This window comes from Dyadobacter crusticola DSM 16708 (assembly GCF_000701505.1).
Taxonomy (GTDB): Bacteria; Bacteroidota; Bacteroidia; order Cytophagales; family Spirosomataceae; genus Dyadobacter; species Dyadobacter crusticola.
The window spans coordinates 517,635-533,756 of record NZ_JNJB01000001.1; the positions used below are offsets into that span (position 1 = coordinate 517,635).

Annotated in this window: 12 protein-coding genes; 9 read left to right on the forward strand and 3 right to left on the reverse strand. The window is 47.1% G+C overall.

From position 1 onward, the window contains the following. Nucleotides 1-27: 27 nt before the first annotated feature. The gene (locus Q369_RS0102280) at nucleotides 28-759 is read right to left on the reverse strand and encodes an esterase family protein (protein ID WP_031526104.1); all 732 of its coding nucleotides are present in this window, start codon (nucleotides 757-759) and stop codon (nucleotides 28-30) included. A 105-nt stretch (nucleotides 760-864) separates the two neighbouring features. After that, a complete protein-coding gene (locus tag Q369_RS0102285) occupies nucleotides 865-2,295 on the reverse strand; it encodes a circularly permuted type 2 ATP-grasp protein (protein WP_031526105.1) in 1,431 nt (476 codons plus the stop codon). A 348-nt stretch (nucleotides 2,296-2,643) separates the two neighbouring features. Here Q369_RS0102285 and Q369_RS0102290 point away from each other — a divergent pair, with 348 nt between their 5' ends. The 3 genes from Q369_RS0102290 (at nucleotide 2,644) to Q369_RS0102300 (ending at nucleotide 7,283) form a co-directional block, all read left to right on the forward strand. After that, nucleotides 2,644-4,191: a DUF5723 family protein gene (locus tag Q369_RS0102290; RefSeq protein ID WP_031526107.1), complete on the forward strand. Its 1,548-nt coding sequence runs from the start codon at nucleotides 2,644-2,646 to the stop codon at nucleotides 4,189-4,191. A gap of 73 nt (nucleotides 4,192-4,264) precedes the next feature. After that, nucleotides 4,265-4,660, forward strand: a complete 396-nt coding sequence (gene msrB, locus Q369_RS0102295) for a peptide-methionine (R)-S-oxide reductase MsrB (protein WP_031526109.1) — start codon at nucleotides 4,265-4,267, stop codon at nucleotides 4,658-4,660. A 76-nt stretch (nucleotides 4,661-4,736) separates the two neighbouring features. After that, a complete protein-coding gene (locus Q369_RS0102300) occupies nucleotides 4,737-7,283 on the forward strand; it encodes a penicillin-binding protein 1A (protein WP_031526111.1) in 2,547 nt (848 codons plus the stop codon). Nucleotides 7,284-7,331: 48 nt separating this feature from the next. Here Q369_RS0102300 and Q369_RS0102305 read toward each other — a convergent pair whose 3' ends face one another. Beyond that, a complete protein-coding gene (locus tag Q369_RS0102305; RefSeq protein WP_031526113.1) occupies nucleotides 7,332-9,104 on the reverse strand; it encodes an ABC transporter ATP-binding protein in 1,773 nt (590 codons plus the stop codon). 143 nt (nucleotides 9,105-9,247) lie between these two features. On the opposite strand from Q369_RS0102305, the gene Q369_RS0102315 reads away from it, so the two are divergent. The 6 genes from Q369_RS0102315 (at nucleotide 9,248) to Q369_RS0102345 (ending at nucleotide 16,012) form a co-directional block, all read left to right on the forward strand. Further along, on the forward strand, nucleotides 9,248-10,174 hold the full coding sequence (locus Q369_RS0102315; RefSeq protein WP_031526114.1) for a helix-turn-helix domain-containing protein: 927 nt from the start codon (nucleotides 9,248-9,250) through the stop codon (nucleotides 10,172-10,174). Between the two features lie 87 nt (nucleotides 10,175-10,261). Further along, the gene (locus Q369_RS0102320) at nucleotides 10,262-11,644 is read left to right on the forward strand and encodes a glycoside hydrolase family 88 protein (protein ID WP_031526115.1); all 1,383 of its coding nucleotides are present in this window, start codon (nucleotides 10,262-10,264) and stop codon (nucleotides 11,642-11,644) included. Between the two features lie 200 nt (nucleotides 11,645-11,844). Further along, entirely contained in the window at nucleotides 11,845-12,669 is an 825-nt protein-coding gene (locus Q369_RS0102330) for a sugar phosphate isomerase/epimerase family protein (RefSeq protein WP_031526117.1), read from the forward strand. A gap of 41 nt (nucleotides 12,670-12,710) precedes the next feature. After that, on the forward strand, nucleotides 12,711-13,856 hold the full coding sequence (locus tag Q369_RS0102335) for a Gfo/Idh/MocA family protein (RefSeq protein ID WP_031526119.1): 1,146 nt from the start codon (nucleotides 12,711-12,713) through the stop codon (nucleotides 13,854-13,856). Continuing rightward, nucleotides 13,853-14,623 carry a 3-ketoacyl-ACP reductase gene (locus tag Q369_RS0102340; protein WP_031526121.1) on the forward strand — a complete coding sequence of 257 codons (771 nt, stop codon included), beginning with the start codon at nucleotides 13,853-13,855 and terminating at the stop codon, nucleotides 14,621-14,623. Before Q369_RS0102335 ends, Q369_RS0102340 begins: the two co-directional genes overlap by 4 nt. Before the next feature lie 147 nt (nucleotides 14,624-14,770). Further along, a complete protein-coding gene (locus tag Q369_RS0102345) occupies nucleotides 14,771-16,012 on the forward strand; it encodes an MFS transporter (RefSeq protein WP_031526122.1) in 1,242 nt (413 codons plus the stop codon). Nucleotides 16,013-16,122: the final 110 nt, after the last annotated feature.

Genomic DNA, 16,122 nt, shown 5'->3' on the forward strand with positions numbered 1-16,122 from the left:
CCTGTTTGCTCGAAACCTTTTCCAATATTAAAATCTTGTTTCCAGGTAATAAGGAAGCATTCTCTTCCAAACCCACCATTCGTGTGGAATGTCAGTTCCCCAAATATCTAATTCATGCGGGACATTCTTTGAGGTAAGAATCGCCGAAATCTGTCGAGAATATTCCGGCCGCTCGTATGCACCTGAGCCGGATATGAAATGAATGTGCCGGCTGTCCCGGTACATCGACAAATGCCATTCCGCCTTCAATTGCGGCAGATAATGGACGGGCGAATTAAAATATACGTTATCATCATAATACCCGTCGGTGTACACACTCAGATCGTAGCAACCGCTCATTGCGATGATCCCATGAATGTAGTCCGGGTGCCTGAAAAACAGGTTAGCTGCATGCAAAGCACCAAACGATGCGCCTCCTGCAATAATCTCATTAGTCGGGCTTGACGTGTCCTTTATAAATGGGATAACCTCCTTAATTACGTAATCATTGAACAGCTGGTGCCTCACTGCCTTGTCGTAACCGTGCATGTAAGGATTAAGCCAGCTTTCCGAGTTGATGCTGTTAATGCAGTAAACTTTAACTTTTCCGGATTCGATAAATGGTCGAATACTTTCAATCAGGCCATTTTCCTCATATTCCATGTAATTAGAAGCGGCGGTTGGTATCAGCAGGAGTGCAAAACCATAGTGTCCGTAAACCGCAATATCCATATGTTCATTCAGCGCCGGACTATACCAACCGGTTACTTCACGTTGCATTTTCTTACCATTTAAGTTACTTAACGATTAACAGGCATGTTTCAAACACGGTTCAATATTCGAACCAATTATCATCAACAGCCTGCCAGTAACTGTGCTGATAAATCAATACAAAACCCAGGTATCCTTGCCGCCTCCACCTTGGGACGAGTTAACAACCAAAGAACCTTTACGCAATGCAACCCGGGTTAGTCCGCCCGGGATCACGCTGATATCGTCACCATACAATATGTACGGACGCAGATCTACGTGCCTACCTTCGGCGTGCCCGTCGACCATGCAAGGTACGCGGGAGAGGGAGATAGTCGGCTGCGCAATGTAGTTTCTGGGATTGTTCCGGATTTTTTGTCTGAAAAGTTCGTGTTCCTGCTCGGTAGCTTTGGGCCCGATCAGCATACCGTAACCGCCAGCCTCATTGGCTTCCTTCACAACCAGCTCGCTGATGTTTTCAAGCACATAATTGAAATCCTCTTCTTCACCGCAAATGTAAGTCTGCACATTCGGGATAATGGCTTCTTCATTCAAATAGTATTTGATGATCCGCGGCACGTAGGCGTACACAACCTTATCATCTGCCACGCCGGTACCAGGTGCGTTTGCAAGTGCGACACGTCCCTTTTTGTAAACCTCAAAAATACCTGGGATACCTATTAATGAATCCGGGTTAAATGCTTCCGGATCCATGAAAGTATCGTCAATGCGGCGATAGATCACATCTACGATTTGCAATCCGCTGGTTGTCCGCATTTTCACATAACCATCGGAAACAACCAAATCGCGTGTATCCACGAGCTCCACGCCCATTTGCTGCGCGAGGTACGAATGTTCAAAGTAGGCTGAATTATAGATACCCGGCGTAAGAACCGCCACAGTCGGATTAGGACGGTCGGCAAGGTGCTGCAGCATTTGCAACAACCGCGTAGGATAATCAGAAACGGGCCGCACGCCTGTTCGTGCCAGCACATCGGGAAAAATCTGCTTGGATAGTTCCCTGTTTTCCAGCATGTAAGATACTCCCGATGGACAACGGAGGTTATCTTCCAAGACCATGAAAGTGCCGTCGTCGCCTTTGATCAGATCGGTTCCGGTAATGTGGCACCAGATCCCTTTGGGTGGTTTAAGCCCAATACACGGCTTCAAAAAGCATTTACTGGACTCGATCAGCTCACGCGGCACCACACCGTCGTTAAGAATATTTTGTTCATTGTAAACGTCATCGATAAACATATTCAACGCTTTAATGCGTTGTTTCAGGCCTCTTTCCAGCCACTCCCATTCTGCGTTCGGCAGCACTCTTGGAATGATATCAATCGGCATAATCCGTTCGGTCCCCTCTCCCTCGGAATAGACATTGAAAGTAATCCCCATTGAAAGCAACGCCCGCTCGGTCGCAAGCTGGCGATTGGTAAGGTCTTCGTGGGTCAGATTTTCAAATTTGCTCTTCAAATGCTCGTACCCGGGACGAGTCTGTCCATCGGGAGAAAACATTTCATCGAAGAAATTTTCACTTTGATAATTTGAAAAAGAGAAATTCATACAATACAAAATTTGAATAAGTCTATATCCGTTTTTAACAAAACAATATATGGTCTATGTTTCAATTAACAAAACAATCGGGAATTCACTTCCGGATTGCACCTAATCGTTTAAAACGGCAAACCTACACCTTTGTACCTTTCTAACCCTTTTTATGAGAGCGCCCATATTTAATCCCGGGATAATATCATTTTCAGCTCCGGTGTTTAAATTGGATCACATTAAAATCATGCCGCTCACGGAAGATTAAATATTCCCAATCGATGAACATTCGTTGCAACTCCGTGCAGTTCCGCTTTTCTTTGCACACGGATATAAAATTCGCCGATTCAACGTTTTCTAGTGACTATGCCCAAAAGTCTGATACTCGCATCCTTTATTTTATTTGGGATAGCATTGAATGGATCGGCCCAGCACTTGCCTGGCGTTGCGATGGGAAATTACGCGGGTACCAATGCATTGTACCATAATCCTGCCTTTGTCGCCGATAGCCGTTATGCGATCCACGTGAACCTGGTTGGAACGCAGTTTTACACGGGAAACAACCATATTAAGTACGACGCGCCCTTTTCCTTTCTTTCTTTGATGACCAACTCTGTCCCGGATCAGTACAGAAATGAGCGCGGTGTGCTCATGTTTCCGCGAGCCTATTTGAAAGAAAAGCTGAACGGTAATTACAAATATCTGAACGCAGGGGGAGATACGCGGCTCCCGTCCATTATGTTCAATATGCTGAAAGGGAAAGTGGGAGTGGGTATTTCAACGAGGGCGCGGTACATCCTGAATACTACCCAGCTCACCGAGCCACTTGCCCGGCTGATCAGCAAGACGACGCAGATGAAAGATCTTCAGGAAACTACGTTTGAGAACCAGTCTGGCCAGCTGCATTTCAACGGATTAGGGGAAGTCGCATTGACGCTGGGCGGTATTGTAATGGATAACGAGACTGAGTTTCTGAAAGTCGGTTTCACTGTAAAAAGACTGATCGGACTGTACAATGCGCACGCGATCATCGATAATTCCACCTACAATATCCTGCCCGACGAAGCTTACGAAAACCGGCGCCAGTATATCAATGTGCAGCAGATTAATGTAAAATACGCGATTACCCGCGATGAGGGATTTCAAAACATCAAACCTTCCCCAGCCTGGCTGCTAGGCGGCGCACCTCCGGGAAGCGGCTGGGGATTTGATATCGGCGCTGTGTACGAATACCGCCCGGACATTAATAAATTTTCCTATACAGAACGCGGCGAGCGGAAGCGTGATCCTTCCAAGAATAAGTACCTCTATCGTGTCGCGGTTTCGCTGACGGATATCGGTCGGGTACACTTCAAAAATCCTGCTTACCTGCTACAACAGGAGACCAGTACGAGAGATAAGGAATTCCGTTTTGATTCTTTCCAAAAACTGCAGGGATCCGAGGGGCTTTTCAATGCGATTAATTCTTCGCTTGACGGCGGCCCAACAATCGCACCTAACTTCAAATCTGTATTACCAACTGCATTCCAGGCAAGTGTCGACTACCATGTGCGTTCAAAAATTTACGTGAACGGACTTTGGGTACAGAATCTGATCAGTCAGGGTGCATTTGGCATGAAAGCAGAATCCTTTCTGTCAGTAACACCCCGCATTGAACATAAATGGTATGAATTGTCTGTACCTGTATCTTTAATGAACCGATACAGATCACCCGCGATAGGGCTGGCTGGCCGCGCGGGTCCTTTGTGGATTGGTACCGATCATTTAACGGGACTGTTGAACATTGGCAACCCGAAAGCATTTAACCTTTATTTCGGTATTTCAGCCGGACTTTTTCGCCGCCCGCCGGAGTCGCCCAACCAATGCTGGCCGCGCGAAGATTCATGGATCAGACGCATTTTTTCTAAACGATAAAGGGCTGTCTTACGTTACGTATAGATGTGGTACAATTTTTCTAAACACGTAACATATCTTCAAATCTGACAAAATGAGAGAGGTACAGAAAACAAAAGAAGAGTGGCAGCAGGAACTTACTGGGCAACAGTGTTTTGTGTTGTTCGAGAAAGGGACTGAAAGGCCATTTTCGCATCCCTATAATGATAATAAAGAAGAGGGTACCTATGTTTGTGCAGCTTGCGGTACACCGTTGTTCAGCTCCGAAACCAAGTACGAATCAGGCTCGGGCTGGCCGAGCTTCTTCCAGCCTGTTGCAAAGGAGAATGTGGAGGAGATTGTCGATAAAAGTCATGGAATGATCCGGACTGAAGTAGTTTGCAGGACGTGCGGCGGGCACCTTGGACACGTTTTCAATGACGGCCCGAAGCCAACCGGACTAAGATACTGCATGAACGGCGCTGCCCTGAAATTTCACAAAGCCGAATAGTATACCGTAAAAGCCGGACGCAATCATAAATGTCCGGCTTTTCTTATCTTTGAATTCTTACGAACCATAACGTTTGATGCAAGTTATCCGATCGTTTATTAACAAAATAAAGGCAGTATTCAGATTCATTGCCACACTCATCAACCGTATCGCATACAAGCTTATTTCTCTGGTTATTGGTAAAAAACGCGCCGATAACCTGTTCCATTCCTATCGCCATAACAAAAGATCCCTGCGCAGCTGGTGGGAGAACAACGTGGATACCCAATCCCGTTTTTACCGCCCGATCATGTTTGTATGGAAAACATTTGCTTATGGCTTCGTTACATTTGCCGTTTACATCTTCTGCGTGGAGACCAACTTTCTCTGGCTCATGGGAAGTATGCCGAGCGTTGAAGATCTTCAAAATCCAAAAGTCGCCCAATCTTCTGAGATATATACTGCTGACGGCGTGATGATTGGTAAGTTCTACACCGAGAACAGGACTCCGGTTACCTATAAAATGATATCGCCGAACCTGGTAAAAGCATTGATAGCCACCGAAGATGTGCGTTTTTATAAACATTCAGGAATTGACTATAAAGCTATGGCGAGCGTCGCAATGGGCATTATGACCGGCGCGACAGATCGTGGAGGAGGAAGCACTATTACACAGCAGCTTGCAAAAAAACTATTCAAAACCCGTAAATCCGGCGCGCGGGGTGCGCTGGGTTATGTTCCAGGGTTTAGTACATTGATTTACAAAACAAAAGAGTGGCTGACTGCCATTAAACTGGAAAGGAATTTCACCAAAGAAGAAATCCTGACCATGTATTTTAACACCGTTGATTACGGTAATAACACTTACGGGATCAATACAGCAGCCAAATCGTATTTCAGTAAATCGCCGGACAGTCTTAATGTGCAGGAATCGGCGGTGTTGGTGGGTTTGCAAAAAGCCACTACTACTTACAATCCGATCCGCAACATGAAGCGGTCACTTGAACGCCGCAATGTGGTGATCGCCCAAATGGAAAAGTACGGCTATATCAGCGCAAAAGAGGCTGACTCCATCAGCGCCCTGCCAATTGAGCTGAAAACCAAGTTTGAAACACCTTACGATGGTAATGCCAATTATTTCAAAAATGCGGTTGTTGATTTTGTAAAAAAATGGGGTGACGAAAACGGCTATGATTTGTATACCGATGGTTTGAAAATCTACACTACCATTGACTCGCGGATGCAGGAAAAAGCGGAAGAGGCGATGACGCAAAAAATGAAGCAGCTGCAACGCGTTTTTGAAGACCACTGGCGCAACCAGAACCCGTGGGTAGACGAACAAGGCAAGGAAATCACCGACTTTCTTCAGAATGTGGTGAAGCGGACCAGCAAGTACAAATCGCTTGCAGCTAAATTCCCGAACAACCCGGATAGTATCAATTACTACCTGAATAAAAAGGACACCATGACAGTTTACGACTGGAAAAACAGTGGTGAAATGAAGAAGTACTGGAGTTCAATGGATTCGCTGGATTACTATAAGCGGATTTTGCGGGCAGGTATGATGGCGATGAACCCGCAAAGCGGCCAGATCAAAGCCTGGGTAGGTGGTTTGGATTATAATTATTTCAAATACGACGCTGTAAAGCAGGGCAAAAGGCAGCCGGGATCGACGTTCAAATCCTTTGTTTACACAACCGCGATTGACGATACTACTTACAACATGACGCCGTGTGATCAGATCGTTGATAAGCCTTTTGAGAAAATTTATATGGAAGACGGCGAGCAAAAGGAATGGAGACCGCGCAATGCGACAGGTACCTTCTCTTACGCAAGCATGACATTGCGCCGCGCTCTGGCACAATCTATCAACTCGGTTACAGCGGAGCTTACAGATCAGGTTGGAGCGGATAACGTAGCCAGATATGCCAAGAAGATGGGCATTACAACACCTCTAAAAGGATTACCCTCCATTGGCTTAGGGCCGTTTGATGTGTCTCTTTATGATATGGTGGCTGCTTACAGCGTGTTTGTAAACAACGGGACTTACACAAAGCCGATTCTGGTTACAAAAATTGAAGATAGCAACGGAAAAGTCATCGAGGAATTCCAGGCAGAACACCGCGAGGCGATCAGGCCGGAATCGGCATTCCTGATGGTGCAAATGCTGAAAGCGGGTGTTGAAGAACCAGGCGGAACATCGGGCAGCATTCGCTGGAAATTTGATGTAACCCGCAATGGAAATGAACTGGGCGGTAAAACAGGAACCACATCCAATAACTCCGACGGTTGGTTTATGTGCATCACCCGCGACCTGGTAGTTGGCGCCTGGGTCGGTGGCGATGATCGCAGTATCCACTTCCGGACTACGAATCTGGGTGAAGGAGCAAAAACCGCGCTGCCGATTGTAGGAAGCTTCTTGGAAAAAGTATATCGTGATAAATCAATCGGCTATGAACCCGGGCCATTCCCAAAACCGAGCTTCAAAATCACTAAAAATTACAACTGCCCGACACTATATGCGCCTAGTGTAAGCGACTCACTTGGCATTGAAGGCGATAGTACACCAGCTGGAAGGAGCGACGAAGACGAATTCCTGATCGGTCCGCCACCTATTCCATTGGATACCGGCAGGAGGAATTAACAGTATCCAGCTTTGTCATGCTGAGCGGAGTCGAAGCATGACAACGTTTTAAGCCCCGATCTTCAACACTTCCTTGTACTGCATCCGGTACAGGTTCGCGTAAGCTCCTTCTTTTTCCAGCAGCTGCTCGTGGTTTCCTTCCTCTACAATGCGGCCTTTGTCAACTACAATGATCTTATTGGCTTCCTGAATTGTCGAAAGTCTGTGCGCGATTACGATGGCAGTGCGGCCTTTCATCAGTGTTTCAATGGCGTGCTGGATTAGCTCTTCGGTCTCGCTGTCTACCGAGCTGGTTGCCTCGTCGAGAACAATGATCTTTGGTTCGTGAACCATTGCCCGAACAAACGAAATCAGCTGGCGCTGACCAACGGATAGCGTTGCGCCGCGCTCCATGACATTGTAGCTGTAACCACCCGGCAGCCGCTCAATGAAGTCATGCACACCCACCAGTTTAGCAGCTTCTATTATCTTTTCGTGGGTAATCGAAAAGTCTCCGAGACGGATATTGTTTTCAATTGTATCTGAGAAAAGAAAAACATCCTGCAATACGATCCCAATGTACTTGCGAAGCGCATTCAACTCATAGTTTTGCACCTCTACTCCATCTACATAAATGCTTCCTTTATTGATATCGTAAAAGCGTGTCAATAAATTGATAATAGAAGATTTACCCGCGCCAGTCGCACCCACAAGCGCGATTGTTTCACCTTCGTTTACTTTAAAATTTATATCCTTCAAAACGTATTCTTCCTCATTGTAGGCGAACCAGACATCTTTGAATTCGACATTGCCTTTTATCATCGGAGGATCGTAGGTGCCTTCGTTGGAGGTGTACTCGTCGCTATCGAGTACTTTCAGAATACGATCCGTACTCACGATACCCATTTGTAAAGTATTGAAACGGTCTGCGAGCTGACGAATGGGGCGAAAGAAAAGGTTGATAAACATTACAAATGCGGTAACGGTACCAAATGTCACTTCACTATCGAGTATCTGTTTTGACCCGTACCAAACTACCAGCCCCGTACCTGCGGCGGCGATCACATCAGCCACCGGGAAGTAAATGGAGTAATAAAGAATAGACCGGATATTCGCATTGCGGTGCACTTTATTGATCTCCCTGAATTTTTTATACTCAATATCCTCGCTGCTGAAAATCTGCACAATGCCCATTCCTGTCAAATGTTCCTGTACAAACGAGTTCAGGTTTGAAACCGCGGCGCGCACCTCATTGAATGAATCCTTGATCTTTTCCTTGAATATATAGGTACAAATCAGCATCAGCGGGATCATCGACAAGCTGATGATCGACAGTTTCCAATCGGTATAAAACATCACAGCAATGATCAGTATCAATTGCAGGATATCTCCGGCAATGGCCGCCATTCCGTCACTGAATACATTGGAAAGCGTCTCAACATCTGAAATAGTACGAGTAACGAGCCGGCCAATCGGGGTGTTGTCAAAAAACTTTAATCTTAAACCAATGATCTTCTGATAAAGCTGCACCCGGATATCACGGATGATGAACTGCCCCAGCCAGCCCGACATATAAGTATTCCAGAACTGAGCAACACCTTGAAAAAGAGTGACTACCACCATCACGATCAGCATGATTGTCAGCTGCTGAAAATCGCCATTTGCAATGGGCGTATCAATAGTATACTTGATGAGCAGCGGCGTGAGAGGAGCTAGTAACGCATTGAGCAAGATGATCCCGATCAATAAATAAAACTGGCGCTGGTAAGGGCGAACGAATGCATATAGACGTCTTAACGTAGGAAGATCGAATATCTGGCCGCTCTTGGTTTCCTGGTTCACCTTGAAATTAAATTGTTGTGGTTGTCAATGACCAACAAAGTAAATTATAAAAATGTCACCAACGACTTCAAAAAACTGCCTCTGCTGGTAGTTTTAATGATCCTGCGGCTTTGGAAAGATTGTAGCAACTGAAAAAGTAGATTATGATTCCCGTGTCAGACGCAATACCGGTTCACTCCCTGCCGAAAACACCCAGTCAGGTTTCTGCATTGAAAATATTCCGGTTTAAAAACAGCATTGAGATCAATAGGGAGCTCTCCATTCCGCTCCCGATCACGCCTTTACCCACCGACACGCCCCACAGGCACACTTACTATGAAATACTGTTTGTAGAAGAAGGCCAGGGATTTCACGAGATTGATTTTCGTTCTTATCCCGTGCTCGGTGCGGGACTGCATTTTCTTACGCCGGGGCAGGTGCATTTGCTTACATTTTCCAACTCCTTCCAAGGCTTTATAGTTGCTTTCTCGGAGGACTTTTACAACTTCTATAATCCCGTCGGTCAGCCGCTTTCCCAGTTTACATTCTTTCAGCCAACCCGCCGCCAGCCCATTATCACGCTATCAGAATCTGAGAAGCGCTATTTCCATAATATTTTGGAAAACATGGTTTCCGATCACCTGAGCAACGAAGCAGACCAGGCGCTGATTGGCAGGTACCTGGGTGTTTTTTTACAAAAATGCGCGCTACTAAGTCACCAGAATGCGCAGCCGGAAGAGTCAGCAACACAGCCGATACCGGAACTGGTTGGCCGATTTCAGGAAATGGTAGAGAAGAATTTTCTGCAGATGCATGAAGTACAGCAATATGCCAATGCACTTTCAGTCTCTCCCGATTATTTGAGTAAAATCATCAAAAAATACCTGGGTACTCCATCCCAGGAATATATCCTCGACAAATTGCTGCTCGAAGCGAAGAGACTACTTGTTTTTACCGGACTGAGCAGCAAAGAGATAGCCTATCACATTCACCTCGACGATCCCTCCTACTTCAGCCGGATCTTTAAAAAGAAAACAGGTTTAACACCCAACGAATACCGCGAGCAAGTTCGGAAAAGTACCATCCATTAGCCGATTTGTACCTTGATCAGGTTTTTTGGCCATTATATCTTTGTATTATCCTATAAATAAAATACTAAATAATACTATCAGGATACTATGCAGATCAGGAACGACCTTACCGCCGCATCACTTCAATCCAAACTCGATCGACTCTGGCAGGTTTCCGCCGAGAAAATCAACCTGATTAACAGGGAGTATGATAACTCGAAAGGCACGCCGGTATTTACGGTAAATGGTAAATACACGCTGAGAGGCTGGACAGAATGGACGCAAGGATTTCAGTACGGGGCTGAGGTTTTACAGTTCGACGCAACCGGCGACACTGCTTTCCTCGATGCAGCGAAGAAGAAGACAGTCGGATTTATGGCATCCCACGTGGGCCACTTCGGTGTCCATGACCATGGATTTAACAATGTAAGTACCTACGGCAACTTGTTGAGATTGATGAATGAGGGGCGCATTGAAGAAAATGAATGGGAGCGCAATTTTTATGAGATTGCCCTAAAAATATCGGGGGCTGTCCAGGCTCGCCGCTGGACCAATACCAAAAACGGTCAGGGATTTATTCACTCATTTAATGGTCCGCATTCTCTTTTTGTAGATACTATCCGCTCGGTTCGCGCATTGATGGTTTCGCATTTAATGGGACATAGTTTAATGGGTGAAAATGATGTAAAAACCAGTCTGCTGGAACGTGGCACATTGCATTCCATTGCTACCGCCAACTATTCCGTTTACTACGGCGAAGGCCGGGACAGCTACGATCTATGGGGTCGCACGGCACATGAAAGTGTTTTTAATACAAACGATGGTAACTACCGCTGCCCGAATTCACAGCAAGGTTTTTCCGGATTTACAACCTGGACCCGCGGCCTGGCCTGGGCAATGCTCGGCTTCGCCGAACAGCTGGAATCCCTTTCCAGCTTCGCAGACGAAGAACTTGCCGCAATGGGCGGCAGAGTAGAAATTGAAGGAATATACCTCAAAGCTGCCAAAGCTACCTGCGACTTCTACATTGAAAATACTGCCGCAGACGGAATTCCCTACTGGGACACAGGCGCTCCGCAGCTGCACAAATTGGGCGACTACACGAGCCGTACTTCTGATCCTTACAATGCATTTGAACCAATCGACAGCTCAGCCGCCGCTATCGGGGCGCAGGGTTTGTTAAGGTTGGGTAAATATTTAGAGGGTAAAGGTGAAAATGAGAATGGCAAAAAATACTGGCAAGCCGGTCTGACTGCATTGGATTCACTATTTGCAGAACCCTATCTGTCAACAGATCCGACGCACCAGGGATTGATCCTGCATTCGATCTACCACCGGCCAAATGGCTGGGATAATATACCTACCGGGCAGAAAATCCCGAATAACGAATCCAGCATGTGGGGCGATTACCACGCGAGGGAAGTAGCGCTCTACCTGGACAGAGTTAATAAAGGATTGCCGTATTATACTTATCTGGGGGCTGTGAGGTAAAGTATTTTCTGCATCTTTCCTTGTCACCCTGAGCGGACCGGGCCGCCGGGCGGTCGAAGGGACATGCAGGATGCTTTTGTGCACGTCCCTTCGACTGCGCTCAGGGTGACAAAAGAAGAAGTTACTATCGAAGGACTTGTCATGCTGAGCGCAGTCGAAGCAACATGTACAAACGCATTCATTAAAACAAAAACAAAACCTTGGGAAATATAACACTCGATCGTTGCTGCATTCATACCATTAGTACCAAGCCCTGGGAGCTTTCTGAGGCGGTGGAAAAGTATGCGGCGGCGGGGGTCAAAGGAATAAGCGTCTGGCAGAGTTCAATAGAACGGATCGGCCCTCACCATGCCGGAGAGCTGATCCGATCTGCCGGGCTTGAAATTGTGTCGTACGTCCGCGGCGGGTTTTTCCCGCACACCAGCAGCGCGGGCCGCGCGCAGGCGATTGACCATAATAAGAAATTACTGGAAGAAGCCGCTGCACTGGGCGCGCCGATGATCGTGCTCGTTTGCGGCGCTTCACCCGATCAGTCGCTCGAAAAATCGCGTGAGCAGATCAAAGAAGGTATCCAGGCGATATTGCCGCTTGCCGAAAAACTGAATGTGAAACTCGCTATCGAACCGCTGCATCCCATGTATGCGGCCGACCGCTCGGCGATTAACACACTGGCACAGGCAAATGACCTCGCAGAGTATTTCAACTCACCTTTTGTAGGAGTTGCGGTAGACGTTTACCATTTGTGGTGGGACGGTGATCTTGAAAAAGAAATAGCCCGCTGCGGCGCAAAGGGAAATTTGTTTGCCTACCACGTCTGCGACTGGAAAGTCAACACCATTGACCTCCTCAACGACCGCGGGTTAATGGGCGAAGGCTGCATTGACCTGAAAAAAATCAGGACCTGGGTCGAAGCAACGGGCTTTAATGGATTTTGCGAAGTAGAAATATTTTCAAACATCCATTGGGCCAAAGACCAGAACATCTTCCTCAAAGAAATCACAGACGCCTTTCTAAAAACAGTATAAAAAAATAATCGCTAACTGCTAAATAGCTAACAGCCAACACAATGACTACACATAACATTGGTATTATCATGAACGGCGTGACGGGCCGCATGGGAACGAACCAGCATTTGCTGCGCTCGATCAAGGCGATCAGGGAACAAGGTGGTGTAAAAATTTCGGCGGAAGAAGTGATCATGCCGGACCCTATTCTCGTGGGCAGGAATGAATCAAAATTGCAGGCACTCTGCAAGCAATCGGGTGTAGAAAAATATACGACAGACCTCGATTCTGTGATGTCCGACCCGAATTACCAGATCTATTTTGACGCGCAGGTAACCGGTCGCCGCGCTGCTGCTGTGAAAAAAGCGATTTTGGCCGGAAAGCATATTTATTGTGAAAAACCAACCGGTACCACCACCGAGGAAGCATTGGAACTTTACGAACTGGCAACTGCCGCCGGCTTGAAAAATGGTGTGGTACAGGACAAGCTCTGGCTGCCGGGCATGCTGAAATTGAAGCGACTAATGGAAAATGGTTTCTTCGGAAAAATCCTTTCTGTTCGGGGTGAATTTGGCTACTGGGTTTTCGAAGGGCACAGTATCCCGGCTCAGCGGCCTTCCTGGAATTATCGTAAGGAAGATGATGGCGGCATTATCGTAGATATGCTCTGCCACTGGCGCTATGTGCTGGATAATCTTTTCGGCAAAGTAAAAGCAGTTTCCTGCCTTGGCGCTACCCACATACCCGAGCGCATCGACGAAAACGGAAATCCTTATAAAGCCACCGCCGACGATTCCTGCTATGCCACTTTTGAGCTGGAAGGCGATGTGATCGCACATTTCAATTCTTCTTGGACAGTACGCGTGCGCCGCGATGATCTTTTGACTTTGCAGGTGGACGGAACGCATGGATCAGCCGTGGCCGGCTTGCGTGACTGCTACATTCAGCATTACGGAAATACGCCTAAGCCAGTATGGAACCCCGACATTCCACAGCCGATCCCATTCTTTGAAGGTTGGGCAAAAGTGCCTGAGCAGGAGCTTTTCGACAATGCATTCAAAGCACAATGGGAGCTATTCTTGAAACACATTGTAAAAGACACCCCGTTCCCCTGGGATTTGAAGGCGGGCGCGCGTGGTGTACAATTGGCGGAAAAAGGTTTGGAAAGCTGGGCAAAACGCGCCTGGGTTGATATTGAGGAACTATGAAAAAGACCGCTCTGATCACAGGAGGAAGTCGCGGAATCGGTTTCGGTATTGCAAAAGCACTGGCGAAAGAAGGTTACAACCTCGCGATCAATGGTGTGCGCGGTGAAGAGAGCGTGACCGAAGCGTTAGAAGAATTGAAAGCACTCGGCGCAGAGGTGGTTTACTGCCAGGGAAGTATCGCTTCCGCCGCTGATCGCGAAGCAATTATTGAAAAAGCTTATGCTGTTTTAGGGGAGATCAATGTGTTGGTCAATAATGCAGGAATCGCACCCCGCGTGCGACTCGACATTCTTGAAACTACCGTTGAGAACTACGAGGAAGTAATGACCACCAATTTGCAGGGACCGTTTTTCTTTACCCAGGCGGTTGCAAAAAGAATGGCACATACGAAGCAGAATAACCATGCATTTGAAGCGACGATCATTTTTGTCACCTCCATTTCGGCGACAGTAGCTTCTGTAAACCGGGGAGAGTATTGTGTTTCAAAAGCGGGACTGGCGATGACGAACCTACTTTTTGCAGTAAGAATGGCCGAGTTCAATATTCCCGTTTTCGAGATCCGCCCCGGCATTATCTCGACTGACATGACATCCAAAGTCCAGGAAAAATATGATAACCTGTTCCAAAGCGGCATTGCATTGCAGCCACGCTGGGGCACGCCCGACGATGTCGGCAAAGCCGTAGCCTCCCTCACCAGAGGCGACTTCCCCTACTCCACCGGCCAGGTGATTGGTGTAGATGGGGGGATGTTGATTGATAGATTATAGCTGTCAGCTGTCGGCAATCGGCTGTCAGCTTTATTGTCTTGAATTGATGAATGAAATTCAAAAAGGCCGACTGCTGACGGCCGAAAGCCGAAGTAAAACAAAAACCCGACTGCCGAAAGCCGACAGCCGAAGTAAACAAACTGTTCCATGTCCGAACTTCCTACTTCCCGTCCTTCTCTTTTATCGCAATTAATGCAGGTGCCGGTTATTGTGGCGGCGCTGGGTTACCTGGTCGACATGTACGATCTGTTTTTGTTCAGTGTCGTGCGCGTACCAAGTTTAAAAGCGCTTAATGTGCCGGAAGACCAGCTGCTCACGGAAGGTATCAGTTTATTGAACTACCAAATGGCGGGAATGCTGATCGGTGGCGTTTTGTGGGGTGTTATTGCTGATAAGAAAGGTCGCCTTTCAGTGCTTTTTGGCTCCATTATCATGTATTCTCTGGCTAATATCGGGAATGGTTTTGTGACCTCACTTGATCAATATGCGGTATTGCGCTTCATAGCAGGAGTGGGTTTGGCGGGTGAGCTGGGGGCCGGAATTACGCTGGTAACCGAGGTTTTGCCAAAAGAAATAAGGGGTTATGGAACTACGCTGGTGGCAACTTTGGGTGTGCTGGGGGCTATTCTGGCTTATTTTGTGGCAGATCTTTTCGCGTGGCGGATATCTTACTTTGTTGGGGGCGGAATGGGCTTGCTCCTATTGGTGCTCAGGTTCAACGTTTTTGAATCGGGGATGTTCAAACACGTGAAGGAAAAGTCAGTCGACCGGGGGAATATTATGATGATACTGACCAATGGAAAACGGTTTGGTAAATATATGATGGCAATCCTCGTGGGCCTGCCGATCTGGTTTGTGGTTGGTATCCTGATCACGTTTTCACCTGAATTCGGAGCTGCCAAAGGTATTATAGATATCAATGCCGGGAAAGCGGTTATGATCGCATTCTCCGGACAAGTCGGCGGGGATATTGTCAGCGGGTTATTGAGTCAATATTTAAAAAGCAGAAAAAAGGTAATCAGGCTGTTTATCCTGCTTTCGCTGGCCATGGTAGTCGGGTATTTGATGATCCCGATGACGGATCTGTTCTCTTTTTATCTGATGTGCGCATTGCTGGGCTTTTGCAATGGATACTGGACTTTATTTATCACGATTGCAGCCGAGCTTTTCGGAACAAACCTGCGGGCAACTGTCGCCACAACCGTTCCCAACTTTGTACGGGGCGCTACAATTCCGCTGGCGGCGTTATTCGTGAGCTTCAAACCCGACCTGGGTGTGATTCAAAGTGGGTTGGTAATTGGAGTAGCAACTTCGGCTGTGGCTCTGCTGGCTTTGTATTATCTCGAAGAAACTTTTACGAAAGACATGGATTTTGTTGAAAAGGAATAGTTCCAGGTCTTATCGTCTTTACCAGGAAATGGCTGTCTGCATTGCGGGCAGCCATTTTTTTTAACAGTTATTAACATTCCACTATGCAACTTTCACCTTCATACGCCCAT

What these genes read in the sequence shown, in the direction of transcription:
- Q369_RS0102335 (WP_031526119.1), top strand. Translation starts at nt 12,711, where the DNA reads ATGACTACACATAACATTGGTATTATCATGAACGGCGTGACGGGCCGC.
- Q369_RS0102285 (WP_031526105.1), bottom strand. Translation starts at nt 2,295, where the DNA reads ATGAATTTCTCTTTTTCAAATTATCAAAGTGAAAATTTCTTCGATGAA.
- Q369_RS0102320 (WP_031526115.1), top strand. Translation starts at nt 10,262, where the DNA reads ATGCAGATCAGGAACGACCTTACCGCCGCATCACTTCAATCCAAACTC.
- Q369_RS0102280 (WP_031526104.1), bottom strand. Translation starts at nt 759, where the DNA reads ATGCAACGTGAAGTAACCGGTTGGTATAGTCCGGCGCTGAATGAACAT.
- Q369_RS0102345 (WP_031526122.1), top strand. Translation starts at nt 14,771, where the DNA reads ATGTCCGAACTTCCTACTTCCCGTCCTTCTCTTTTATCGCAATTAATG.
- Q369_RS0102290 (WP_031526107.1), top strand. Translation starts at nt 2,644, where the DNA reads ATGCCCAAAAGTCTGATACTCGCATCCTTTATTTTATTTGGGATAGCA.
- Q369_RS0102315 (WP_031526114.1), top strand. Translation starts at nt 9,248, where the DNA reads ATGATTCCCGTGTCAGACGCAATACCGGTTCACTCCCTGCCGAAAACA.
- msrB (WP_031526109.1), top strand. Translation starts at nt 4,265, where the DNA reads ATGAGAGAGGTACAGAAAACAAAAGAAGAGTGGCAGCAGGAACTTACT.
- Q369_RS0102300 (WP_031526111.1), top strand. Translation starts at nt 4,737, where the DNA reads ATGCAAGTTATCCGATCGTTTATTAACAAAATAAAGGCAGTATTCAGA.
- Q369_RS0102340 (WP_031526121.1), top strand. Translation starts at nt 13,853, where the DNA reads ATGAAAAAGACCGCTCTGATCACAGGAGGAAGTCGCGGAATCGGTTTC.